This window comes from Castellaniella daejeonensis, assembly GCF_039523555.1.
GTDB classification, from domain to species: Bacteria; Pseudomonadota; Gammaproteobacteria; order Burkholderiales; family Burkholderiaceae_B; genus Castellaniella; species Castellaniella daejeonensis.
Map to the genome: position 1 here is coordinate 161673 of NZ_BAAAFN010000011.1, position 24267 is coordinate 185939.

At 67.1% G+C, this 24267-nt stretch carries 21 protein-coding genes; 6 read left to right on the top strand and 15 right to left on the bottom strand.

Translation table 11 applies throughout. The annotated features are described in order from the left end of the window. Window position 1: 1 nt before the first annotated feature. The 3 genes from folD (at window position 2) to ABD022_RS07915 (ending at window position 3720) form a co-directional block, all read left to right on the top strand. The gene (gene folD, locus ABD022_RS07905) at window positions 2-865 is read left to right on the top strand and encodes a bifunctional methylenetetrahydrofolate dehydrogenase/methenyltetrahydrofolate cyclohydrolase FolD (RefSeq protein ID WP_325124788.1); all 864 of its coding nucleotides are present in this window, start codon (window positions 2-4) and stop codon (window positions 863-865) included. 142 nt (window positions 866-1007) lie between these two features. Beyond that, the gene (locus ABD022_RS07910; RefSeq protein WP_343820792.1) at window positions 1008-3089 is read left to right on the top strand and encodes a M3 family metallopeptidase; all 2082 of its coding nucleotides are present in this window, start codon (window positions 1008-1010) and stop codon (window positions 3087-3089) included. 1 nt (window position 3090) lies between these two features. Further along, entirely contained in the window at window positions 3091-3720 is a 630-nt protein-coding gene (locus tag ABD022_RS07915; protein WP_343820793.1) for an SCO family protein, read from the top strand. Here the strand turns inward: ABD022_RS07915 and ABD022_RS07920 are convergent. From ABD022_RS07920 to ABD022_RS07930, 3 genes are all read right to left on the bottom strand, one after another. Then, window positions 3717-5117 (bottom strand): dihydrolipoyl dehydrogenase, encoded by a 1401-nt coding sequence (locus tag ABD022_RS07920; protein WP_325124794.1) that lies wholly within the window; start codon window positions 5115-5117, stop codon window positions 3717-3719. The two genes, ABD022_RS07915 and ABD022_RS07920, sit on opposite strands and share 4 nt — an antisense overlap. 77 nt (window positions 5118-5194) lie before the next feature. After that, window positions 5195-5395, bottom strand: coding sequence for a heavy-metal-associated domain-containing protein (locus ABD022_RS07925; RefSeq protein ID WP_325124796.1), 201 nt, complete (start codon window positions 5393-5395; stop codon window positions 5195-5197). 58 nt (window positions 5396-5453) lie between these two features. Beyond that, window positions 5454-6080: a TetR/AcrR family transcriptional regulator gene (locus ABD022_RS07930; protein WP_325124798.1), complete on the bottom strand. Its 627-nt coding sequence runs from the start codon at window positions 6078-6080 to the stop codon at window positions 5454-5456. A 174-nt stretch (window positions 6081-6254) separates the two neighbouring features. On the opposite strand from ABD022_RS07930, the gene ABD022_RS07935 reads away from it, so the two are divergent. From ABD022_RS07935 to ABD022_RS07945, 3 genes are all read left to right on the top strand, one after another. Further along, window positions 6255-7460: an MFS transporter gene (locus ABD022_RS07935; RefSeq protein ID WP_425545212.1), complete on the top strand. Its 1206-nt coding sequence runs from the start codon at window positions 6255-6257 to the stop codon at window positions 7458-7460. A gap of 131 nt (window positions 7461-7591) precedes the next feature. Continuing rightward, window positions 7592-9862, top strand: a complete 2271-nt coding sequence (locus ABD022_RS07940; protein WP_343820797.1) for a heavy metal translocating P-type ATPase — start codon at window positions 7592-7594, stop codon at window positions 9860-9862. Continuing rightward, window positions 9855-10334, top strand: coding sequence for a MerR family transcriptional regulator (locus ABD022_RS07945; RefSeq protein WP_325124805.1), 480 nt, complete (start codon window positions 9855-9857; stop codon window positions 10332-10334). The genes ABD022_RS07940 and ABD022_RS07945 overlap by 8 nt, the downstream gene beginning before the upstream one ends. Here the strand turns inward: ABD022_RS07945 and ABD022_RS07950 are convergent. The 12 genes from ABD022_RS07950 to ABD022_RS08005 all read right to left on the bottom strand — a co-directional run bounded on the left by ABD022_RS07950 (window position 10298) and on the right by ABD022_RS08005 (window position 24230). Beyond that, window positions 10298-10876: a nitroreductase family protein gene (locus tag ABD022_RS07950; protein ID WP_325124807.1), complete on the bottom strand. Its 579-nt coding sequence runs from the start codon at window positions 10874-10876 to the stop codon at window positions 10298-10300. The two genes, ABD022_RS07945 and ABD022_RS07950, sit on opposite strands and share 37 nt — an antisense overlap. 29 nt (window positions 10877-10905) lie before the next feature. Beyond that, a complete protein-coding gene (gene pdxJ, locus ABD022_RS07955) occupies window positions 10906-11634 on the bottom strand; it encodes a pyridoxine 5'-phosphate synthase (protein ID WP_325124927.1) in 729 nt (242 codons plus the stop codon). Further along, window positions 11631-13061, bottom strand: coding sequence for an efflux transporter outer membrane subunit (locus ABD022_RS07960; RefSeq protein ID WP_343820799.1), 1431 nt, complete (start codon window positions 13059-13061; stop codon window positions 11631-11633). Before ABD022_RS07960 ends, pdxJ begins: the two co-directional genes overlap by 4 nt. Then, complete coding sequence (locus ABD022_RS07965) at window positions 13058-16225, bottom strand: efflux RND transporter permease subunit (RefSeq protein WP_325124812.1); 3168 nt, start codon at window positions 16223-16225, stop codon at window positions 13058-13060. The genes ABD022_RS07960 and ABD022_RS07965 overlap by 4 nt, the downstream gene beginning before the upstream one ends. A gap of 47 nt (window positions 16226-16272) precedes the next feature. Next, window positions 16273-17541 (bottom strand): efflux RND transporter periplasmic adaptor subunit, encoded by a 1269-nt coding sequence (locus ABD022_RS07970; protein WP_414647430.1) that lies wholly within the window; start codon window positions 17539-17541, stop codon window positions 16273-16275. A 150-nt stretch (window positions 17542-17691) separates the two neighbouring features. Further along, window positions 17692-18240: a TetR/AcrR family transcriptional regulator gene (locus ABD022_RS07975; protein WP_325124814.1), complete on the bottom strand. Its 549-nt coding sequence runs from the start codon at window positions 18238-18240 to the stop codon at window positions 17692-17694. A gap of 275 nt (window positions 18241-18515) precedes the next feature. Next, entirely contained in the window at window positions 18516-19310 is a 795-nt protein-coding gene (locus ABD022_RS07980) for an ABC transporter ATP-binding protein (protein ID WP_343820801.1), read from the bottom strand. 27 nt (window positions 19311-19337) lie between these two features. Next, entirely contained in the window at window positions 19338-20225 is an 888-nt protein-coding gene (locus ABD022_RS07985) for an ABC transporter permease (RefSeq protein ID WP_343820802.1), read from the bottom strand. Between the two features lie 92 nt (window positions 20226-20317). Next, window positions 20318-21286, bottom strand: coding sequence for an ABC transporter substrate-binding protein (locus tag ABD022_RS07990; protein ID WP_325124820.1), 969 nt, complete (start codon window positions 21284-21286; stop codon window positions 20318-20320). A 277-nt stretch (window positions 21287-21563) separates the two neighbouring features. After that, window positions 21564-22127 carry a response regulator transcription factor gene (locus ABD022_RS07995; RefSeq protein ID WP_325124822.1) on the bottom strand — a complete coding sequence of 188 codons (564 nt, stop codon included), beginning with the start codon at window positions 22125-22127 and terminating at the stop codon, window positions 21564-21566. After that, window positions 22111-23439 carry an ATP-binding protein gene (locus ABD022_RS08000; RefSeq protein WP_343820803.1) on the bottom strand — a complete coding sequence of 443 codons (1329 nt, stop codon included), beginning with the start codon at window positions 23437-23439 and terminating at the stop codon, window positions 22111-22113. The genes ABD022_RS07995 and ABD022_RS08000 overlap by 17 nt, the downstream gene beginning before the upstream one ends. Then, a complete protein-coding gene (locus tag ABD022_RS08005) occupies window positions 23436-24230 on the bottom strand; it encodes an SURF1 family protein (protein ID WP_343820804.1) in 795 nt (264 codons plus the stop codon). Before ABD022_RS08005 ends, ABD022_RS08000 begins: the two co-directional genes overlap by 4 nt. Between the last annotated feature and the right edge of the window lie 37 nt (window positions 24231-24267).

Genomic DNA, 24267 nt, shown 5'->3' on the forward strand with positions numbered 1-24267 from the left:
CATGAGCGCTCGCATCATCGACGGCAAGGCCCTGTCCGCCCGGGTGCGCGGCGAGGTGGCAGAACGCGTGCGCGCACTCAAGGCCCAGGGCATCACGCCGGGGCTGGCGGTCGTGCTGGTCGGCGAGGATCCCGCCTCCCAGGTCTACGTGCGCAACAAGGCCGCCGCCTGCACGGCGGCCGGCATGCATTCGCGCGTCATCCCGCTGGCCGCCGACACGCCCGAAGGCGAACTGCTGGACGTCATCGAGGCGCTCAACGCCGATCCGGCCATTCACGGCATCCTGGTCCAGCTGCCCCTGCCGGGGCACATCGACACCGGCCTGGTGATCGAGACCATCAGCGCGGCCAAGGACGTGGACGGATTCCATGTCAGCAATGCCGGCCTGCTGATGACCGGCCGTCCCCTGTTCCGCCCCTGCACGCCCTACGGCGTGATGAAGATGCTGGAATCGGAAAACGTCTCCCTGCGTGGCGCCGAGGCCGTGATCGTGGGGGCCAGCAACATCGTCGGCAAACCCATGGCCATGCTGCTGCTGGCGGCCGGCGCCACCGTGACGCTGTGCAATTCCAAGACCCGCGACCTGGGCGCGCAGACCCGCCGGGCCGACGTGCTGGTGGTCGCCACGGGCAAGCCGGGCATCGTCACGGGGGACATGATCAAGCCGGGCGCGGTCGTGATCGACGTGGGCATCAACCGGCTGGAGTCGGGCAAGCTGGTCGGCGACGTGGACTTCGATTCGGCAGCGGCGGTCGCCTCTGCCATCACGCCCGTGCCCGGAGGCGTGGGCCCCATGACCATCGCCATGCTGCTGGTCAACACCATCGAGGCTGCCGAACGCACTCAGCGGGGAAGCGCCGAATAAACCGGGCGGCAGGCGGGCTTCGCAGCCCGGGACGGCATGCCGTCAGCGCCGCCGCCCGTCCCGATTCCGGGGAGCGGGCCGGCGCCCCACCCGGCGGTTCCCGCTCTTGAAAAACAGGGGTGCAATCCCCATCTTGGCTCGCATGAACAGCACCCGCACTGCCGGCAACCCTCTCCTCGTCCCGGCCGAGGCATTCGTGGACTACGCCGCCGTCAGGCCCGAGCATATCGAACCCGCCGTACGCGAGCTGATCGAAGCCTCGCGCGCTGCGATCGAGACTGCCGCCGCCTGCACCGAACCGCCAGACTGGAACAATCTGGTCGAAGCCGTCGAAACGCCTTCCGAGCGCCTGCACCGCGCCTGGGCCATCGCCGGGCACCTGAACAGCGTGGTCAACACGCCCGAGCTGCGGGCCGCCTACAACGCCTGCCTGCCGCTGATGAGCGAATTCTCCACCTGGGTGGGGCTGCATCGCGGCCTGTACGAACGTTATCGCGCACTGAAGGCAAGCCCTGCGTTTGCCGGGCTGACTCCGGCCCGCCGCCGCATCGTCGAACTGGCGCTGCGCGATTTCCGCCTGAGCGGGGTCGAACTGGAAGGCGCCGCACGCGAGACCTACGCCCGCAATGCCGAACTGCAGGCGCAAGTGTCCCAGAAGTTTTCCGAAAACGTGCTCGACGCCACCGACGGCTGGTCCCTGCTGATCACCGACGAAACCTGCCTGGACGGCCTGCCCGCCGACGTCATCGCCGCCGCGGCCCAGGCCGCCAGGACGGCAGGCGAAACCGGCTGGAAACTGACGCTGCACATGCCCTGCTACCTGCCGGTCATGCTGCACGCCCGGGATCGCGAGCTGCGCCAGACGCTGTACCGCGCGCATGCCACCCGGGCCTCGGACCAGGGCGATCCGGCCTTCGACAACTCCGAATCCATCGAGTCGCTGCTGGCCCTGAGGGCCGAGGAAGCCGCCCTACTGGGCCACACGGATTTCGCCAGCCTGCGCCTGGAAACCCGCATGGCCGACAGCGCCGGCCAGGTGCTGGACTTCCTGCGCGAGCTTGCCACCCGCGCCCGGCCCAGCGCCCAGCGCGATCTGGACGAATTACGTGCCTTCGCTGCGCGCGAACTCGGAATCGAGCCCCTGGAACCCTGGGATATCGCCTACGCTTCGGAACGCCTGCGTGAAAGCCGCTACGCCTATTCCGACGAGGAACTGCGTCCCTACTTCACCGAGTCCCAGGTGCTGAACGGGCTGTTCCGGGTCATCCATACCCTGTTCGGCGCGCGCCTGGAAGTCTCAGACGTGCCGGCCTGGCACGCCGATGCCCGCATCTACCGCGTGCTGGATGCCGAAGGCCGGGAGCTCGGCCGCCTGGGCGTGGACCTGTACGCCCGTCCCGGCAAGCAGGGTGGCGCCTGGGTGGACAGCGAGCGCAGCCGCCGCGTGCACGGCGAGTGCCTGCACACGCCCCTGGCATGGCTGACCTGCAATTTCCCCTCGCCTCAGGACGGCCGCGAAGCCCTGCTGTCCCATGACGATGTGATCACCCTGTTCCACGAAAGCGGCCACGCCATGCATACGCTGCTGTCGCGCGTGGACGATCCCGGTGCAGCGGCCTTTGCCGCCGTCGAATGGGACGCCATCGAGCTGCCTTCGCAGTTCATGGAAAATTTCTGCTGGGAATGGGATGTGCTGCAGTCCCTTACCCGCCACGTGGATACCGGCGCCCCCCTGCCCCGAGACCTGTACGACAGGATGATCGCCGCCCGCAACTTCCAGAGCGGCCTGCAGACCCTGCGCCAGGTTGAATTCGCGCTGTTCGACATGCTGATCCACACCCGGACCAGCGGCCTGTCGATCAGCGAAGTGCTGGACACCCTGGACCAGGTCCGCCAGGAAGTGGCGCTGCTGATTCCTCCCGCCTGGCACCGTTTCCCGCACGCCTTCTCGCACCTGTTCGCGGGCGGCTACGGCGCCGGCTACTACAGTTACAAGTGGGCCGAAGTCCTCTCGGCGGACGCCTTCGCCGCCTTCGAGGAAGCCGCCAGGCCAGGGCCGGATGGCACGCGCGACGTGTTCGACCCGGCCACCAGCCGCCGTTATCTGGACGAGATCATCGCCGTCGGCGGTTCACGCCCGGCTGCCGAATCCTTCAGGGCCTTCCGCGGCCGTGATCCCAGCATCGACGCGCTGCTGCGACATAGCGGCCTGGTGGAGACGTGACATGCGCCAGCCATCCACCCACGCTGCAACCCGGTCCGGCGGCAACAAAAGCCGCCTCGCACGGCATTTTCTGGCAGGCCTGGCCTTGTGGGCGGGCAGCCTGGGGCTGTCCCTGGCCGCCGTCCATCCGGTGCGCGGCTTCCTGCCCGATCTGAAATTCTCGCTCCAGGGCGCGGGCGGCACGACCGTCACCCAGCAGGCATTTGCCGACAAGGTGGTGCTGATGTTCTTCGGCTACGCCAGTTGCCCCGACATCTGCCCGACGACCATGGCCCAGCTGGCCCAGGTGACCGAAGCCCTGGGCCCCCAGGCCGACCAGGTGCGCATCCTGTTCGTCAGCGTCGATCCTCACCGCGACACGCCCGACATCCTGCAGGCCTACGTGGATCAGTTCGATCCCCATGCGATCGGCCTGACGGGCGACGAAAAGGCCATTGCGGCGCTCGCCCGCCGCTACCGGGTCGCCTACCAGATCCAAAGCCCCGATCCCGAGCACCCGGACGCACCCTACGCAGTCGCCCACAGCCGGGGCATCTACGCCTTCGACCAGAAGGGCAAGGCCGTATGGCTGGCCGCCGACGGCGAGTCCCAGGAAGAGCTGCTCGCCGCCCTGAAGCCGCTGCTGCACTAGGCCGCAGACTGCCGCACGGCGTCGCGCAGCGCCGTGCGGATGCCCTCTTCGATGGTCGGATGATAGAACGGCAGGTTCAGCATGTCCGGTACCGTCAGCTTCATCTGCAGGGCCCAGGCCAGCAGGTGGGCGACGTGCTCGGCATCCGGCCCCACCATTTCCGCTCCCAGGAAGCCCTGGTCGGATTTCCGCATGTAGACGCGCAGCAGGCCCCGATTGCGCAGCATGACCCGTGAACGGCCCTGGCGCGTCCAGTCGACTTCGCCGATGGCAACCGCATCGGGATCGTCCAGCGCGGCATGGCCGCCACCCACCTGCATGATCTGCGGATCGCTGAACACCACCGCCATGGGGGCGCGGCGCGGCAACGCGCGCACGTCGGGCCAGGCTGCGGCATTGCGGCCTGCCACCCGGCCATCGTCGGATGCCTCGTGCTGGATGGCATGGCGGCCGGTGACGTCACCCGCCATGAACACCGGCTGTCCGTGGACCTGCAGCGTGGCCGGATCGAAGCGCGGCCGGCCGCGTTCGTCCAGCGGCATCGTGGTGCGTTCCAGGTGAAGCGCATCCAGGGCCGGGCTGCGGCCGGCCGTCAACAGCACGCGGTCGAAGCGCTCGACCGTCTCGGGGCCGCCGTCCGCCGACCAGCCCACCACGGCCTGGTCGCCTTCACGGCGCACAGTGACGACCCGGGCGCGCTGCACCAGCGACAGTTCGGGTGCCAGCAGATCGACCGCAACGGCCCGCACCCGGGGATCGGACAAATGGGCAAAGCTGTCGGAACGGTTCAGCACCCGCACCCGTACGCCCAGGCGCGCCAGCGCCAGGCCCAGCTCCACCCCGATCACTCCGGAGCCGACGACCAGCACGCTGCGCGGCAGGTCGTGCCAGTCGAACACGTCGTCGTTCACGATCGCCAGATCGCCCAACGGCTGGTACAGGTCCGGCACGTTCGGCCGCGTGCCGGTCGCCAGGATGATGCGCCGGGCATGCACCTCGCGGCCATCGCCGGCCCGCAGCACGCCATCGCGCAGGAACTCCACGGGGGAATCGAGCCGATGATCGGCCGGCATGGCCTGGACGTCATCCACCACGAACCCCACGAAACGGTCGCGCTCGCGCCGCACGCGATCCATCACGGCCGCGCCGTCCACACGCGGCGGAGCATCCATGCGGATGCCGAAACCGTCGGCATGACGCATGTCGGCCACCGCCTGGGCCGCTGCGATCAGCAGCTTCGACGGCATGCAGCCCACCCGGGCGCACATGGTGCCGTGCGGCCCGCCCTCGATCAGCAGAGGCCTGAGGCCGGCCCTGAGGACTTCGCGGTAGGCCGGCAAACCGGCCGAGCCGGCGCCGATGATCGCGACATCGCAGTCGATCACTGAGTCATTCACCTTTCATTCCTTGCTGGAAGAGATATTCATGCCGCCGGGCTCGGCCCGGGACGCGCCGGGGATGCGCAACACGGGTTTCAACCCGGCTGGACGTCGTAGCCTTCCTCCGCGATCGCGGCACGCAAGACCGCCGCGTCTGCGGACGATTCGATCGCGACGCGATGCGCCGCCAGATCGATCTGCACGGCCGCATCCGGGGCGACATCCCGCACGGCCCGGGTGATGGTCTGCACGCAATGATTGCAGGTCATGTCTGAAACGATGAATTCGGTCTTCATGAAAAGGGCTCCTGGAAAAGGGATGATCGGCATCTTGTGCCTTGACATGGAGGGAAGCTCAAGCGCTGCCGCGCCGCGGCTGGCGGCCCACCGGCTCGGGCCAGGCCCGCATCGCGGCTTCGGCCACGGCGGCGAGCACGCTGGAGGGTGCACCATCCTTCACCTGGATGGCGATCCCGTTCAGGACGGTGGCATAAAAGCAGGCCAGGGCACGCGTGTCTGTTTCGGCGGACAGTTCGCCATCGGCCTGGGCCTGGACGAGCCGCCGATGGATGGTCTCGACAGTCGCCAGCCGGTAGCTCTTGAGGAAATCGTCCATGCGCTGGTTTTCTTCGCCGCAATTCGCGGCACCCAGCACCACCAGGCATCCACGGCCCTCTCCGCACCCCGACCGTCTCGTGGCGGCCTGCAGCATGGCTCCGACCGCTTCCCTGGCACTGCCCGGGTGCTGGCGCAATGCACGCAGCGAGGCACCGCCATCGTGCGCGACATAGTGCTCGACCGCTTCCTTGAACAGGCTTTCCTTGTCGCCGAACGCATTGTAGAGACTGGGCGCGGAAATGCCGATCGCACGGGTGAGATCCGCGATCGAGGTGCCTTCGTACCCATGCCGCTGGAACAGGTCCATGGCGGTCAGCAACGCGGCATTCCGGTCGAAGGAAAGAGGTCGTCCACGAGGGGCCATGATAATTGTATCGATCAATAAAAAATTCATTGACACTGGCAAGGATGTCAATTTAGCATTTTATATCGATCACTATACATATAGTTGGACAAGATGACCACGACAGACAGAAACATATCGGTGACGGGCGGATCCGCAGGCATCGGAACCGCCATCGCCCAGAAGGCGGACAGCCTGGATGCGGAAGCGGCTGGGGGGCCCACCGGCCGGACTGTGGCGTACTGGGGCGCCGTCGTTTCCATGATGCTGGGCGTCTTCGGGCTGGTGACGGCGGAATTCCTGCCGATCAGCCTGCTCACGCCCATGGCGGCCGACCTGGGTATCACGGAAAGCCTGGCCGGCCAGGCCATTTCCACCACGGCCATCCTGGCCTTCGCAGCCAGCCTGCTGGTGTCATCCTTCACCCGCGCCTTGAACCGCCGCCACGTGATGATGGGGCTTTCCGCGCTGCTGGTCGTCTCCAACCTGCTGGTCGCCTATGCGCCCGGCTACCTTGCCCTCCTGCTGGGGCGGATGCTGCTGGGTGCGGCCCTGGGTGGCTTCTGGGCCATGTCCACGGCCATCGTCATGCGCCTGGTGCCCGAGCCCCTCGTTCCCAGGGGCCTGTCCATCATGGTCAGCGGCGTGGCCGCGGCAACGATCTTCGCCGCGCCAGTGGGCAGCTACCTGGGCGCGGTGATCGGCTGGCGCCCGGTGTTCCTGCTGGCGGCAGGACTCGGCGTGCTGGCTCTGGCCGTCCAGTTCTTCACCTTGCCGAGCCTGGAGCCGCGTGGCCACGGCAGCCTGTCGACCCTGCTGCGGGTGGCACGCAGACCGCGCGTCGCGGCGGGCCTGCTCGCCGTCCTGCTGGTATTCAGCGGCCACTTCGCCCTGTTCACCTATGTGCGGCCTTTTCTGGAAAACGTGACCGGGGTGGCAATCGCCTCCGTCTCGGCCATGCTGCTGGGATTCGGCGTGGCCAACTATGCCGGCACGTACTTCGGCGGCTTCATGCTGGAGCGCAATATGCGGCTGACCATGGCGTTGCCCCCCCTGGCGATCGGTGCGATCGGCATCGTGCTGAGCAGCACGACCGGAGCCCCCTGGTTGGTCGGCGCCCTGATCGCCGTCTGGGGTTTCGCATTCGGCACGGTGCCGGTCGCCTGGTCAAACTGGGTCGCCCAGACGATACCCGACGAGCCCGAAAGCGGCGGCGGATTGCTGGTCGCCGCCATCCAGGTCGCGATCGCCCTGGGCGCGGGAGGCGGCGGCATGGTCCTGAGTCTGGGAGGCGCGTCAGGGGTGTTCGGCCTGGGCGGCATGACGCTGATCACGGCGGCCCTGCTGATTTCCCTGCGCGTACGGCAGCAGCCCGAGCCGGCGGCCAGCTGCCAGGCCTAGGCCCTGGTCGGCCGGTGACGGCTGCCGACTCCGGACAACACTGTGGCGCACCCGGCAGCATGGATGGGGCTTGACCTTACCATAAGGTCAAGCCCCATCCTACAATCAGCCTGATGAACCGGAGCCCATCCATGTCCACCCTGCCCACTCCACCCACGCTCGACCTGGAAGTCGAGGGCATGACCTGCGCGTCCTGCGTGCGCAGGGTCGAAACGGCCCTGGGCAAGGTTCCCGGCGTGGCCCAGGCCAGCGTCAACCTGGCGACGCGCCGTGCCCACGTCACCCTGTCGGCCGAGGGCGCCGATCCCGGCGCACTGGTCGCCGCCGTCGAAAAGCGCGGCTACCAGGCGCGCCTGATCAGCCGCGAAAGCCCTGCGGCGGGCGGCGAAGCGGAAGAAGATGCCGTTGCCGGACGGCGCTTCCTGCTGGCCCTGGCCTTGACGCTGCCGGTGTTCCTGATCGAAATGGGTGGACACCTGATTCCCGCCCTGCATCACGCGATCCATTCCCGGATCGATCCGCAATGGCTGGCCTGGGCCGAGTTCGCGCTCGCCACCGCAGTGCTGGCCGGGCCGGGCCGCACTTTCTTCACACGCGGTTTCAGGGCATTGAGGCACCTGGGACCGGACATGAACACGCTGGTCGCACTGGGTGCGGGCAGCGCCTGGCTGTATTCCACGCTGGTCACGGTGGCACCCGCCCTTTTCCCGGACACGGCCCGCCATCTGTATTTCGAGGCTGCCGCCGTCGTCGCCACACTGATCCTGCTGGGCCGCTGGCTGGAAGCCCGTGCCCGGGGCCGCGCGGGCTCGGCCATCCGTCACCTGATCGGCCTGCAGCCGCGCACGGCCTGGGCACGGCGCGACGGCGACTGGATCGAACTGCAGATCGATGCACTGGCCGTCGGCGACGAAGTGCGGGTGCGGCCCGGCGAGAAGATCCCGGTCGACGGTGCGGTGCTCGAGGGCGAGTCCTGGGTGGATGAATCCATGATCACGGGCGAACCCATGCCCGTGGCACGCCGCGCGGGCGACCGCCTGATCGGCGGCACGCTGAACACCCAGGGCAGCCTGGTGATGCGCGCCACGCAGGTCGGGGCCGACACGGTGCTGGCCCACATCATCCGTCTGGTCGAACAGACGCAGGGTGCCAAGCTGCCCATCCAGCGTCTGGTGGACCGGGTCACCGGCTGGTTCGTGCCGGCCGTCATGGTGCTGGCCGTGCTGGCCTTCCTGGGCTGGCTGCTCTGGGGGCCCGAGCCCCGCCTGACGCACGCCCTGATCGCCGGCGTGGCGGTGCTGATCATCGCCTGCCCCTGCGCCATGGGGCTGGCCACGCCGATTTCGATCATGGTGGCCACGGGGCGCGCGGCGGGCCTGGGCATCGTGTTCCGCCAGGGCGATGCCCTGCAGCGCCTGCGCAATGTCCGCGTGGCGGCCTTCGACAAGACAGGCACACTGACCGTGGGCCGCCCGGCGCTCAGCGATGCGCAGCCCCTGGACGGCAGCCTGGACTGCCCCACCCTGCTCGCGGCGGTAGCCTCGGTGCAAAGCGCATCCGAACACCCCATCGCGCATGCGCTGCTGGATGCTGCCAGGACGGAGTCGCTGCCCCTGTCGCCCGTGGAAGGATTCGAGGCACTGACCGGCGCCGGCGTACGCGGCCGGGTCGATGGCCACGACTGGCTGCTGGGCAATGAACCCCTGATGCGCAACAGCGGCGTGCCGGTCGAGGCCGGCGTCACGGCACGGATCCAGGCACTGGCGGGCCAGGGAAAGACGGTCTTCCTGGCGGCAAGAGATGGCCGGCTGGCGGGGATACTGGGGGTGGCCGACAGCCTGCGGCCAGGGGCCCGCGAGGCCATCGACCGCCTGCATGCCCTGGGACTGAAGACCGCGCTGATCACCGGCGACCACACAGCCGCTGCCCAGGCCGTGGCCGGCGAGCTGGGCATCGACATCGTCCATGCCCAGACCCTGCCCGAACACAAGGCTGAAATCCTGCGCGGGCTGCAGCGCGACGCCGGTACCCTGGCCTTCGTGGGCGATGGCATCAATGACGCACCCGCCCTGGCGACCGCCGATGTCGGCATCGCAATCGGCCAGGGCACCGATGTGGCCATCGAATCGGCCGACGTGGTACTGATGAACGAGGATCTGAACTCGGTGGCCCGCGCCATCGCGCTGTCGCGGCTGACCTTGCGCAACATCGGCCAGAACCTGTTCTGGGCCTTTGCCTACAATGCCGCGCTGATTCCGGTGGCGGCCGGCGCCCTGTACCCCTTCACCGGGCTGCAGCTCTCTCCCATGCTGGGCGCCGCCGCCATGGCCCTGTCCAGCGTCTTCGTCGTCATCAATGCCCTGCGCCTGAAATGGCTGCCCCTGGAGAACCAGCATGGCTGAATCCCGCTCACGCCGCGCCAGCGCTCGCGCCCAAGGACCGCTCACGATCGGCGAGGCCTCTGCCCGCACCGGGCTGAGCCCCAAGATGATCCGCTACTATGAGCAGGAAGGGCTGTTCGTCCCACAGGCCCGCAGCGCGGCCGGGTATCGGCAATACGGCGAAGCCGACCTGCATGCGCTGCGTTTCATCCGCAGCGCCCGCGACCTGGGGTTTTCGCTGAAGCAGATCGCGGAACTGACAGGACTGTGGCGCGACCGAGGCCGCGCCAGCGCGGAAGTCAAGCACCTGGCCCTGGCACATATCGATGCACTGGAAGCCAAGGCCGCCCTGCTGCGCAGCATGGCGGCAACCCTGCGCGAACTGGCGCAGCGCTGCCACGGCGACGACCGGCCCGAATGCCCGATACTCGACGGCATTGAGGACGGCGCGCGGGCTCAGGCCGGTGCCGGAGCGTGCCACTCCGACACGTGATCCCGCCAGTCGGGCCGCTGGACCGGATCGGGCGTGTCGATGGGCGTTCCAATGGCCAGGTAGCCCATGAAGCGCTCGTCCAGGGCATCGAAACCCAGGGCTTCGCCGACGCCGTCCAGGTAGACGCCGATGCCGGTGCTCCAGAAAGCGCCCAGGCCAAGGGCATGGGCGGCATTGAGCATGTTCATCGCCGCCGCGCCGACGGCCAGCAGGCTTTCGTGTTCGGGAATGCGGCCGGAAGGATCCGGACGGCAGCCCAGGGCGATGACCAACGGCACCTTGGACAGCCACTTGCGGGCATTGTCCACCTTGGGTTGCGGCAGGGGCGTGCCCGCGGCAATACCGGCCCGCACCCCCACGTCGACCAGGGCAGGCACGTCGGCGCCACGCACCAGGACGAAGCGCCAGGGCCTGACGGCGCCATGATCGGGCGCGCGCAGGGCCGCCTGCAGGATCAGGTCCAGTTGCTCGTCGGTCGGACCGGGCGCCTGGACGAACTTGACCGACTGCCGGCCAAGAAGCACATCAAAGAAAGCAGACATGGAAAAGGCTCCTGGCTATCCACGATACATTAAGGACAGGACGCCCTGACCATCAGGGCCTTCATGCGCCGGATTGCGGGTTCCCAGCCATCGAACACGGCCTGGGCCACAATGGCGTGGCCGATGTTCAGCTCGGAAATCCCCGGCATGGCGGCGATGGGCTCGACATTGTCGTAATGCAGACCATGACCCGCATTGACCCGGAGGCCTTCGCCCACGCCAACGGCGATGGCGGCACGCAGGCGTTCCAGCTGCGCGGCGCGCAGCCCGGCGTCGGGAGCGTCGGCATAGGCGCCGGTATGCAGCTCGATCACCCGGGCTCCGGTGCGCGCAGCGGCAGCGATCTGCTCTGCCTCGGGATCGATGAACAGGGACACGCGGATGCCGGCATCATGCAGACGCGCTACGGCGGCCGCGACTTCATCATAGCGGCCGACCACGTCCAGGCCACCCTCGGTTGTCAATTCGCGACGGTTTTCCGGCACCAGGCAGACGTCCTGGGGACGGATGTCGCAGGCGATCGCCAGCATGTCCGGCGTGATGGCGCATTCCAGGTTCATGCGCGTGCGCAGGGCCGGCCGTATGGCACGCACGTCGGCATCCTGGATGTGGCGCCGGTCTTCCCGCAGGTGCAGGGTGATCAGGTCGGCGCCGGCATCCTCGGCGCGCAGCGCGGCCTGCAGAGGATCGGGATACGTCGTCAGGCGCTGCTGGCGCAAGGTGGCGACGTGATCGATGTTGACGCCCAGTTCCATCAGGATGCCTCCGGCAGGTCGTCGACCGACCAGCCCCCGCCCAGCGCCTTGTAGAGTTCCACGCGGTTGAACAGCGCGTCGGTGCCCAGCTGGATGAACTGCTGCTGCACCCCGTACAGGGCGATCTGGGCGGATTGCACCTGCAGGAAGCTGTCCACACCGGTCTCGTAGCGGATCTGGGCCAGATTGAGCGCCTTGAGCGCGGATTCTTCGGTGGCGCGCAGTGCATCCAGCTGACGGCTGTAGGTGGCCTCGCCCGCCAGCCCGTCGGCAACCTCGCGGAAGGCCGTCTGGATGGTTTTCTCGTAGGCCGACACGGCGATGTTGCTGCGCGCCTTGGCCAGATCCAGGTTGCCCTTGACCCCGCCCGAGAACAGCGGTATCTGGATCTGCGGTGAAAACTGCCAGTAGCGATGACTGCCGCCGAACAGGGCGTCGAGTTCGGGACTGGCGAAACCGAGCAGCCCGGTCAGGGTGATGCGCGGGAAGAAGGCGGCGCGGGCGGCCCCGATCTGGGCATTGGCCGCCATCAGGTCGTGCTCGGCCCCGACGATGTCGGGACGGCGTTCCAGCAATTGCGAAGGCAGCCCCGCCGGCAGCGATTGCAGCAGTTGCCCGCGCCCGAACGGCAGGGGCTCCGGCAGGCCGTCGGGAACCGGCGTGCCCAGGATCAGCTGCAGGGCGTTGCCCGCTTGCGCCATGGCGCGCTCGGTGGCAATGCGATCGGCGCGCACCGTGTCGTACTGGGCCTGGGCCTGGGCCAGATCCAGGTCGGAGGCCACTCCCACGTCGAAGCGGGACTGGACCAGTTCCAGAGTCCCCTTGCGGGCTTCCAGGGTCTTGTCCATCAGCTCGAGCAGGGCCTGGGCCGAGCGCAGACGGAAGTAGGCTTCCGCGGTCTGGGCGATCAGGCCCAACTGGACCGTGCGGCGTGCCTGGTCGGTGGACAGGTAGGACTGGTAGGCGGCCTCGCTGAGATTGCGCACACGGCCGAAGAAGTCCAGTTCGAAGGCCGTCATGCCCACGCCCGCGACATAGCTGCGGTTGACCGACTTGGAGTCGGCCCCGCCATTGCGCATGTCGGCCGGGGTGCGGGTGACCTGCCCTGTGCCCTGTGCGCCGATGGTCGGCAGCCGGTCGCTCTGGACGATGCCGAACTGGGCGCGGGCCTCTTCGACACGATCCACGGCAATGCGCAGATCGCGATTGTTCTTCAGGGCCAGATCGATCAGCGCCTGCAGCCTGGGATCCTGGAAGAAATCCCGCCAGGCCGGCAGCGCGGCCTGGCCGGCATCGCCCGCCGTCACTGGAAAGCTGTCGGGCACCGGCGCAGCCGGCCGGTGATAGGTGGGTGCCAGAGAGCAGGCGCCCAGGGCAAGGCCCAGCACGGAAACGGTCAGGACGCGCATGGGGAGTCGTCGAGTCATCATGCCTGGTCTCCCGAACCGGATTCGCCTGCGGCGGGGATGTGCGGCGCCTGGTGGCCCAGCAGTTTCGGCTTGGTCTTGAACAATTTCAGAATCACCACGAAGAAAGTCGGCACGAAGAGCACGGCCAGCGGCGTGGCCGCCAGCATGCCGCCCAGCACCCCCAGGCCAACCGCATTCTGGCTGGCGGCGCCCGCGCCGTTGGCCATCACCAGGGGCACCACACCCAGGATGAAGGCGAACGAGGTCATCAGGATCGGGCGGAAGCGCAGCCGCGCGGCCTCGATGGCCGATTCGGCCAGGCCGGCGCCGCTGGCGTACAGGTCCTTGGCGAACTCCACGATCAGGATGGCGTTCTTTGCCGCCAGGCCGATCACGGTCACCATCCCGACCATGAAGTACACATCGTTGTCCTTGCCCATCAAGCTGCTGAGCAGCACGGCGCCCAGCATGCCCAGCGGCACGGCCAGCATCACCGACAGCGGGATGGCCCAGCTTTCGTACAGGGCGGCCAGCACCATGAAGACCACCAGGATCGACAGGCCCATGAGAATCGCGGACTGGCTGCCCGCCTGGATTTCCTGGTAGGACAGGCCGGTCCATTCATATCCCAGGCCCGGCGGCAACTGGGCAATCAGGCGCTCCATTTCGGCCATGGCCTGACCGGTGGAATAGCCCGGCGCGGCCGAACCGCCGATGCGGATGGATTCATACCCGTTGTAGCGCACCACCTGGACGGGGCCGCGCGTCCACTCCAGGGACACGAACGAAGACAGCGGCACCATCTCGCCGTTGGCATTGCGGGCGTTGAGCCTCAGGATGTCATCCGGGTTCATGCGGGCGTTCTGATCCGCCTGGACCCAGACATTCTGCACCCAGCCCTGGTTGGTGAACTTGCCGACGTAGGACGAGCCGATCGCAGTGGAAATCAGGTTCGCGGCCTCGGAGAAATCCACCCCCAGGGCGGCGGCCTTGGTACGGTCGATTTCCACTTTCAGCTGCGGTCCCGGCCCCAGGCCGGTGATGCGCGTGCCGGTGAGGATGGGGCTTTGCGAGGCGAGCTGCAGCAGCTGCTGGGAAGCCGCCTGCAGGGCATCGCTGCCCACGCCGCTGCGGTCTTCCAGGCGCAGATCGAAGCCCGAGGCATTGCCCAGCGAGGAGATGGCCGGCGGCGTGATGGAGATCACCATGGAGTCCGGCAGGCCGAACAGCAGCCTGCCCATGGCGGTGCCGGAGATCGCCTGCGCGGAATCGCCCGGCCCCTTTCGTTCGGAGAAGTCCTTCAGCGGCACGAAGGCAATGGCGGCATTCAGGCCGTTGCCGTTGAAGCTGAAACCCTGGACGGCAATGATGTTGGCCACCTGCGGCAGGGCCATGAAGTATTTCTCGACCTGCTCGATGATTTCCACCGTGCGGTTGGACGAGGCGCCCGAGGGCAGTTCGATGTTGGCGATCACGTAGCCCTGGTCTTCTTCGGGCAGGAACGACGTGGGCAGGCGCAGGTACATCCAGCCCAGCACGCCCACCAGCAGGGCGAACACCACCATCATGCGCAGGGAACGCTTCAGGCTGCGCGCCACCCAATGGGTGTAGCCCCGCGTGGTGCGATCGAAACTGCGATTGAACCAGCCGAAAAAGCCTCGCTTGGACTCATGGTGGCCCTTCGGGATCGGCTTGAGCAGCGTGGCGCACAGCGCCGGGGTGAAACTGAGCGCCAGCAGGGCCGAGAACAGGATCGACACCGCCATGGCCACGGAGAACTGCCGGTAGATCACGCCCACCGAGCCGGTCATGAAGGCCAGCGGCAGGAACACCGTGGTCAGCACCAGCGTGATGCCGACGATGGCGCCGCTGATCTGCGGCATGGCCTTTTTCGTGGCTTCCTTAGGCGACAGGCCTTCCTCGGCCATGATGCGTTCGACGTTTTCCACCACCACGATGGCGTCGTCCACCAGAATCCCGATGGCCAGCACCATGGCGAACATGGTCAGCACATTGATGGAGAAACCCAGGGCCAGCATGACGGTGAAGGCCCCCATCATGGCCACCGGCACCACCAGCGCGGGAATCAGCGTGTAGCGCACGTTCTGCAGGAACACGAACATCACCACGAACACCAGCACCATGGCCTCGAACAGGGTATGGACCACCTGCTCGATGGAAAGGTCGATGTAGGGCGAAGTATCGTAGGGAATCTGGTAGGTGATGTTGTCGGGGAAGAACTGGGCCAGCTCGGCCATCTTGGCCTTTGCCAGCTTGGCCGTTTCCAGGGCATTGGCCGAAGGCGTCAGCGACAGGGCGAAGGCCGCCGTCGGCTTGCCGTTCAGCCGGGCGCCGAACTGATAGTTGTCCGAACCGAGTTCGACCCGTGCGACGTCGCGGACGCGCACCGCCGAACCGTCCGGATTGGCCCGCAGGATGATGTCACCGAATTCTTCCGGCGTGGTGAGCTGGCCGTTCACGGTCAGGGGGGCCACCGTGCGCTGGCTGTCGGGGTTCGGCGGCGAGCCCAGAAGGCCGCCGGAAATGACGATGTTCTGCGACGCCAGGGCGCTGTTGACCTGCGACATGCTCAGCCCGTAGCCGACCAGCTTCTGCGGATCGACCCAGATCCGCATGGCGCGGCTGGCGGCAAAGAGCTGGAACTTGCCCACGCCCTTGACCCGCGACATCGGGTTCTGGATGTTGCGCGTGATGTAGTCGGCCAGCGCGTACTGGTCGATGGAGCCGTCCTTGGACGAAAGCGTGACCACCATCAGGAAGCCGGAGTTCGACTGGCTGACCTTCAGGCCTTGCTGCGTCACGGCCGCGGGCAGCTTGGCCGTCGCGTTGGACAGACGGTTCTGCACGTCGACCTGGGCCAGGTCGGCGTCCGTGCCAGGCGCGAAGGTAACGGTGATCTCGGCCTGCCCGTTGGAATCGCTGACCGATTCATAGTAGAGCAGGCCCTTGGCCCCGTTCAGCTCGTTTTCGATGACGCTGGCGACGCTGGTGGCGACCTCGGTGGCGGAAGCACCCGGGTAGGTGGCATTGATGTTCACCGTGGGCGGCGCCACGTCGGGGTACTGCGACACGGCCATGTTGGGGATGGCCATGATGCCCGCCAGGGCGATGGCCAGCGCCACCACCCAGGCGAAGATCGGTCGTTCGATGAAAAACTGTGGCATGAGAGCTCGCGTGGAATCCGGGGGATTGTCGGGCGGCCGGAGCCGGATCAGTGTGCCTGGCCTTCGGCAGGCTTGCCGCTGTCGGGCGCTTCAGCGCCGGCGGGCTTTTCAGCGCCCGGCTGGCCACCCGCGGCGGGCGGCTGCCCTGCACCCTGCCCCGCCTGGCCGCCCTGGGCCTTCCAGGGCATGGGCTGGACCGGAGCGCCCGGACGAACCTTCTGGAATCCCTCGACCATCAGCTGGTCACCCGCCTGGATGCCCTGGTAGATGATGTAGCCCTTTTCGGTGCGCGGACCGACCTGGACCGGCGTGAAGACCGCCTTGCCGTCCTTGATCAGGACGACCGTGCTGTTGCCGTCGGCAGTGCGCTGGATGGCCTGCTCGGGAATCACCAGAGCCTGCTGGTCCACACCCTGGACCAGGCGCACGCGCACGTACAGGCCGGGCAGCAGGATCTGTTCGGGATTGGGGAACAATGCCCGCAGGTTCACCTGGCCCGTGCCGGGATCGACCGCCACGCCCGAGAACAGCAACTTGCCGGAATGGCGGTAGGTATCACCGTCTTCCAGCAGGACTTCGGCCTTGGCGTCGCCGTTGGCGTCCGGCTTGACGATGCCGTCGGCCATCTGCCGGCGCAAGGTGGCGATCTGCGCCACCGGCTGGGTGATGTCGACGTAGACCTGGTCCAGGCGGTGCACGGTCGCCAGCGATGTGGCGGACGTGGCGCTGACCAGCGCCCCCACGGTCACCAGGGCCTTGCCGATGCGCCCGTCGATGGGCGAGGTCACCCGGGTGTAGTCCAGGTTGATCTGGGCCGCTTCCAGGGCGGCCTGGGCTGCGGCAACCGCCGCTTCGGCCTGACGCGCCTGGGCGACGGCATTGTCGTAATCCTGCTGGCTGACTGCGTGCTGCTTGATCAACGCGGTGTAACGCTGCGCCAGCAGGCGCGCGGTATGCGCCGACGCCTGGGCGTTCTTCAGCTGCGCAGCGGCCTGGTCACGGGCTGCCTTGTACGGAGCGGGGTCGATGGTGAACAACAGCTGGCCGGCCTTGACCGTACTGCCCTGCTCGAAGTCGATGGACTGGACGATGCCGGTGACCCGGGCGCGAATCTCGGCGTCTTCGATCGCCTGCACGCGGCCGGGGAGCTCGGTGTTGACGACCGCAGCCTGGGGCTGGACCTGGATCACGCTGACCGGGACTTTCATGCCTTCCATCCCCTGCTGAGGCTCGCCCGAGCAAGCAGCCAGGGTCAGCAGCGACACCAGCGCCAGCGGTCGCAGGACCCTGCCGGCGGACAGTCGATTAAAGGCCATAGGAAAAGCTCCGGAAACGTTGATTTTTCGATTGGGTGAAGCAAGAGATGGCCGCCCGGTCATGCCGGAACCGGGATCGCCGGCCCCGCGGGCAAGCCAAAAGTATAAGGGGAAAACCCTGCAATCCGACGACCCGGCCGACTCCATGGCTCATGGCCCGTCCGCCGTGAAATGATCCACCAGAATGTGGACCCGGTGCTCCAGCACGTCCAGGCGGGGTTTGTCCTCGAGCAGGCCCTCCAGGGCCAGCAGGAAGACCAGTGCGACCTCGGGGTCGTCGAACACCTGGTTCAGGCATTCCAGCAGACATGCGCGGTGCCGGCCGGCGACCTCAGGGCTCAGACCCTGGCAGACCTCCAGGAACTCGCTGGACATGGGCGCGGCTTCCATTTCCGACCAGGGCTCCAGCAGTACGCACCGGCAGACGGCGAACAGGCGCTCGCGCGGCGTTCCGGCCGCCCGCACCGCATCCATGGCCAGCGGCAGGCGCGAAAGCATCCAGTCGTCGAAGACCTGGATGAACAGGTCTTCCTTATCTTTGAAGCTGCGATAGAGCAGCGTGCGGGAAATGCCCGCACGCTGGGCGATATCGCTCAGGGAACTGCGGGAAAAGCCGAAATTCAGAAAGCACCAGCGCGCTGCGTCCAGTATCTTGGCGCGCCGCGCGAGCATGGTTTCGGGATTCAGCTTGGGAGACATTCGCGCATTTTGACAATCAGTGCTTTTTTTGTCAAAAAGTTTTTTGCCTAGGCAGCGATCCGATTCGGCAGGCACACAAGGGTCCGCAGGGACCCTTTCTCAGATCGCTGCAGCTCCCCCACGTCGCCGCTTGCAAGCGGCTCCGATTCGGCAGGCACACAAGGGTCCGCAGGGACCCTTTCTCAGATCGCTGCAGCTCCCCCACGTCGCCGCTTGCAAGCGGCTCCGATTCGGCAGGCACACAAGGGTCCGCAGGGACCCTTTCTTGTCCTGCCTCATCCCAACAGCAGGGAGTCGTCGGCTAGTTCTTCGCCGCGCACCTTTTCGAACATGGCGAGCAGGTCGGGGACTTCCAGCCCGCGGCGGGTATCTCCCGCGACGTCGAGCACCACCCTGCCCTGGTGCAGCATGACGGTGCGGTCGCCCACGTCCAGCGCCTGACGCATGCTGTGGGTGACCATCATCGTGGTCAGGCCGTGCTCGGCCACGATGCGGACGGTCAGGTCCAGCACGAACTGGGCGGTACGGGGATCCAGCGCCGCCGTATGCTCGTCCAGCAGCAGGATGCGGGAAGGACGCAGCGCCGCCATCAGCAGGCTGACGGCCTGGCGCTGGCCGCCCGACAACAGGCCGATGCGGTCGGTCAGGCGGTTCTCCAGCCCCAGCCCCAGCATGGCCAGGCGCTCGCGGAAAAGCACGCGCATTTCTTCGCGCACCGCCTGGCGCAGGCTGCGGAATTGCCCCCGGCCCAGGGCCAGGGACATGTTTTCTTCGATGGTCAGATTCTCGCAGGTGCCGGCCATCGGATCCTGGAAGACGCGTGCCACTTTGCGCGCGCGATCCCAGACTGGCTGTTGCGTGACGTCCTCGCCGTCGATGAGAATGACACCGCTGTCCACCGTTTGCTCGCCGGAAATGGCGTTCAGGAAGGTGGATTTTCCGGCGCCGTTGGAGCCGATCACGGTGACGAACTGCCCGGCGGGGATGTCCAGCGACATCCCGCGCAGTGCCTGGGTTTCGATCGGCGTGCCGGGATTGAAAGTCAGATGCAGGTTCTGGGCGCTCAGCATATCGGGGCCTCTTCGTGTGTACAGGCCCTAGGCCTTCTTTTTGCGCAGGCGCTGCTTGGCAAGCGGGATCACCAGGGCAACCGTGACCAGCACCGCCGTGACCAGATTCAGATCCTGGGCCTTCAGGCCCACGAAGTCCGCATTCAGCGCCAGTGCGATGAAGAACCGGTAGAGCACGGCTCCGATCACCACGGCCAGCGTCGCCACCATCAGGCGGCGGCTGGGCAGGATCGATTCCCCGATGATGACGGCGGCCAGGCCGATGACGATGGTACCGATGCCCATGGAGATGTCGGCCCCGCCCTGCGACTGGGCGAACAGCGCGCCGGCCAGGCCACACAGGGCATTGGAAATCGCCATGCCCAGCAGGACCATGTTGCCGGTGCGGATGCCCTGCGCGCGCGCCATGCGCGGGTTCGATCCGGTCGAGCGCATCGCCAGGCCCACCTGGGTGGCGAAGAACCAGTCGAGCAGCAGCTTCACGATCACCACCAGTGCCAGCAGGATCAGCGGCCGTGCGACATAATCCTCGAGGCTTGCGGGCTGCAGCAGGGTGAAGACGGTGGGATCGGTGATCAGCGGTACGTTGGGCGCATCCATGACGCGCAGATTGATCGAATACAGGGCGATCATCATCAGGATGCTGGCGAGCAGGTCCATGATCTTCAGCCGGACGTTGAGCCAGCCCGTCACCATGCCGGCGAAGCCGGCTGCCAGGGTGGCCACGCCGGTCGCCAGGAAAGGATCCGTGCCGTGGTGAATCAGGATGGCCGCCGTGGCGCCGCCCAGCGGAAAGCTGCCGTCCACCGTCAGGTCGGGGAAGTTCAGCACGCGGAATGAAATGAGGACGCCCAGCGCGACCAGGCCGAAAATCAGCCCGATCTCGAAGGCTCCCCACATGGAATAGATGGACATGGGATGGAAATCTCTGGGTGCGGCTGCGGGGAAGCCGCCATGAAGGCCGGGCCGCCCTCAGGCGGCCCGGAGATGCAGGACAGGCGGAATAATTACTTGACGACCTGGGCTGCCGACTTGATCAGGGCGTCGGACAGGGTCACGCCCTGCTTGGCCGCAGCGCCGGGATTGACATAGAGCTCGAGCTTGGAGCTGGTCTCGGAGGCGATGGCGCCGGGCTTCTCGCCCTTCAGGATGCGCACCACGAGCTTGCCGGTCTGCACGCCCAGGTCGTGATAATTCACGCCCAGGGCGGCAATGGCGCCGCGCTTGACGCTATCGGTATCGGAAGCCACCAGGGGGATCTTGGCGGAATTGCCGACCTTGACCAGGGATTCGTAGGCCGAGACCACGTTGTTGTCGGTGTTCGTGTAGATCACGTCGACCTTGCCCACCAGGCTGCGCGCGGCGGCGCCCACGTCCACGGTGCGGGCGGCGGTGGCTTCGACCAGGCTCATGCCGGATTGCGGCAGCAGTTCGCGCAGGCGCTTGACCACGACCACGGAATTGGCCTCGCCGGGGTTGTAGACCATGCCGACCTTCTTGGCGTCGGGCACGACTTTCCTGATCAGTTCGACCTGCTTTTCCAGCGACAGGGCATCGGATACGCCGGTGACGTTGGTGCCCGAGGCTTCCCAGCCGGGCACGAGCTGGGCGGCCACCGGATCAGTGACGGCGGAATAGACCACCGGGATGGTCTTGGTGGCGGCAACCACGGCCTGCGCCGACGGCGTGGCGATGGCGACGATCACGTCAGGCTTGTCGCCCACGAACTTGCGGGCGATCTGGGCGGCAATGGCGGTATTGCCCTGGGCCGTCTGGAATTGCCATTTCAGGCCCTTGGCTTCGGTGTAGCCAGCGGAAGCCAGGGCTTCATGCACGCCGTCCTTCACGGCATCGAGGGCGGGGTGCTCGACGATGGAGGTGACCGCCACGGATTGCGCCTGGGCCTGCGCCGTGGCCAGCGCGCCGGCCACGGCGGCGACGCCGGCAAGCTTGCGAAGGACGGAATGCAGCTTCATGAACGAACTCCTTTGAATGGGGGACGATTCCGGGTCGTGTCCGGATCGGGCAATGCGGCGTCCAGTCTACCCGCCAGCATCAATATTTTCTGCAAGGGATATCCCTGCGGCGGCAATTATTGTAGCTTGGGCACGGAATGTCCGGGTTGCTGAAGCATTTCATATCAAACAACAACAGCAAAACAGCATTGCATGCCAATAAACAATCCCCCAGCCATTCGAGCGCAAAAAAAAACCCTTCCGGCCCGGCGATTGATGCCATGGAATCCGGCGCGCCTCAACGCACCTGGCGCTTTTCCAGCTTGCGCGCCAGGGTGCGGCGGTGCATGCCGAGCCTGCGGGCCGTCTCCGAGATATTGAAATTGGTTGCGGCCAGCACTTCGTGGATGCGCTCCCATTCGAGCGTCTTGATCGAAGCCTGGCGCGGCGCCAGGGCAGTCTCGACATCGCCTTCGGTCCGTGCGAAGGCACGCTCGATATCGTCGGTGTTCGAAGGCTTGGCCAGGTAATGGCAGGCGCCCAGCTTCACTGCCTCGACGGCAGTGGCAATGCTGGCAAACCCGGTGAGCACCACGATCAGCATTTCGGGGCTGTGCGCATGCAGCCGCCGCACGCAGGCCAGGCCCGAGGCTTCGCCGTGCAGCTTCAGGTCGACGACGGCATGGCCGGGCGCATGCCCCTGCGCCAGCAGCGCCTCGACGGATTCCAGGCTGTCGGCGCGCAGCACGCGGTAGCCGCGGCGCTCGAACGAGCGCGCCAGCGAATGCGACAGCGACTCGTCGTCCTCGACCACGAGCAGCAGGCGTTGCGTCTCGGCATGGGTTTCATTCGGCGGGTTCATCGGCATCCTCCGGCGTCAGTGCGGACAGGGGAAAGCGGATCGTGACGCAGGCGCCGCCTTCGGGCAGATTATTCGCGCTCAGCGTGCCACTCAGGGATCGGGCCACCTTGTGCGACAGGAACAGGCCCAACCCCCTGCCCGGCTGGCCCTTGGTGGTCCGATAGGGTTTGCCCAGCGACCGCAGGACGTCCTGCACGAAACCCGGCCCCTGGTCGCGGATTTCGAGCGTGAGCTGCCCGTTTTCCAGAACGGCCGTGAACTGCTGCAAGGTGGGCGAGGCCTCGAGCGCGTTGTTCAGGACGTTGAACACTATTTGCCGCAGGCCCTGGTCGGCGATCACCACTTCGTCCGAATCGATCGTGCGGCTGTAGCGCAGGCGGGCCCCCGGGTGCGCCTGCCGCCATTGTGCCACCAGGCTGTCCAGGAACGCGGTGACGGTGGTGCGGCTCAGCGCCTCGCCGCGCATCTCGCCGGCCGACATGAGGATGCCGCCCAGGATGGTCTTGCAGCGCTGCACCTGGGCCTGCATGTCGCGCACGTCCTGCAGCAATTCGGGATCGGCGGTCACGGCGGAGGCGTGCGTCCAGTCGCCCAGAATCACATCCAGCGTGGCCAGGGGTGTGCCCAGCTCGTGGGCTGCGCCCGAAGCAAGCAGGCCCATGTGGACAATGTGCTCTTCTTCCGAGGCGCGCTGGCGCAGGGCGGCCAGCCGGGCGTCCCGCGTACGCACGTTGTGCATGATCCGGGTGATGAAGATCGCCAGCAGCGCGGCATTCAGGGCATAGCAGACCAGCATGCCGAGCACGAAGGGGCTGTCGAGCCCGCCCCCCAGGTCCAGCGGCAGGGTATAGCCGTGGTGGCGCGTCAGCACCAGGCCGGCAAACGCAGCCGAAGTGACGCCCGCCATCATCCAGGTCGTGCGCCTGCGCAGCAGGACGGCAGCCAGGGCCACCTGCAGCAGATAGAGGAAGATGAAAGGATTGGTGACACCGCCGCTCAGGTAGAGCTGGGCCGTCAGGGCCATCACGTCGACCAGCAGCGCCAGGAACAGCTCGACCTGGCTGACAGGCAGGTGCCATTTCAGACGCAGCTGGCTGAAGAAGTTGTAGACGATCAGCAGCACGACCACCGTGGCCATGTCGGACAGCGGCAGCGCCAGGGAAAATCCGGACACGGCCACAACGATGGCCAGCACCTGGCCCAGCACCGCGATCCAGCGCAGCTGGACCAGCAGCCGCAGGTTCTGCCGGCCTGCGACGTGCGAACCGTCGCCCGAAGCCTCCCGGCCCAGGAAAACCTCCGCCCCGCTCATCGCGCATCCTCCCGGTCGCCGGTGTTTCCGGCGCCGCGGCGCCGTCGCCATTCCTGGCGCGTCCCATAGGCCAGCGCCGCCGCCGTCATGGCCGCCAGCGCGTACCAGGTCAGTGCGTAGGCGAGATGCTCATCGCGGAAATGCACGACTGTCAGCCCGGGCACGGGCCAGCGCAACGGATTTTCTGTCACGGAATCTGCGGCGGCGCCATCCGCCGACTGGTCGACGAAATACGGCGCCACGGGCGACAGGCCCAGGAACCGGGCCATGGCTGCCACATCGCGGGAATACCAGCGGTTCTCGGCCGGCACATTGCTGCGCAGGAAGCCGCCGCCCGGCTGCGACAGGCGCAACAGGCCCTCGACCCTGACCCGGCCCGCGGGCGCCCCGCCCCGGCTGGCAGGATCGCGGTGCGCGGCATCCACGAAGCCGCGATTGATGAAGACATAGCCACCATCGTCGAGCCGCAGGGGCGCCATGATCCAGAACCCGGCGCCCAGGCGGGTATTGGCCTGCACCGGGATTTCCCGATCCAGCAAGATGCCCTGCAGCGTGACCCGGCGGTATTCGTCGAGCCCGGACTGCTGGCCAGTCCAGGCATTCCGTCCGGGCGCGGGCACGGGGGGCGCATGCAGGAAGCCGTCGACCCGGGCGATGAGGTCATGCTTCCAGTGCATCCGGTGAATCTGCCAGGTGCCCAGCGCGACGAAGCCGCACAGCGCCGCCATCAGGAGAACGGCCCAGAGGACGAGCCACCTCGCGGGCAGCGGACGGGAAAGATTGCGGGACACGGTGGGCGGAGGGAAGCGGTTCCGGAAGCGGCGGGCG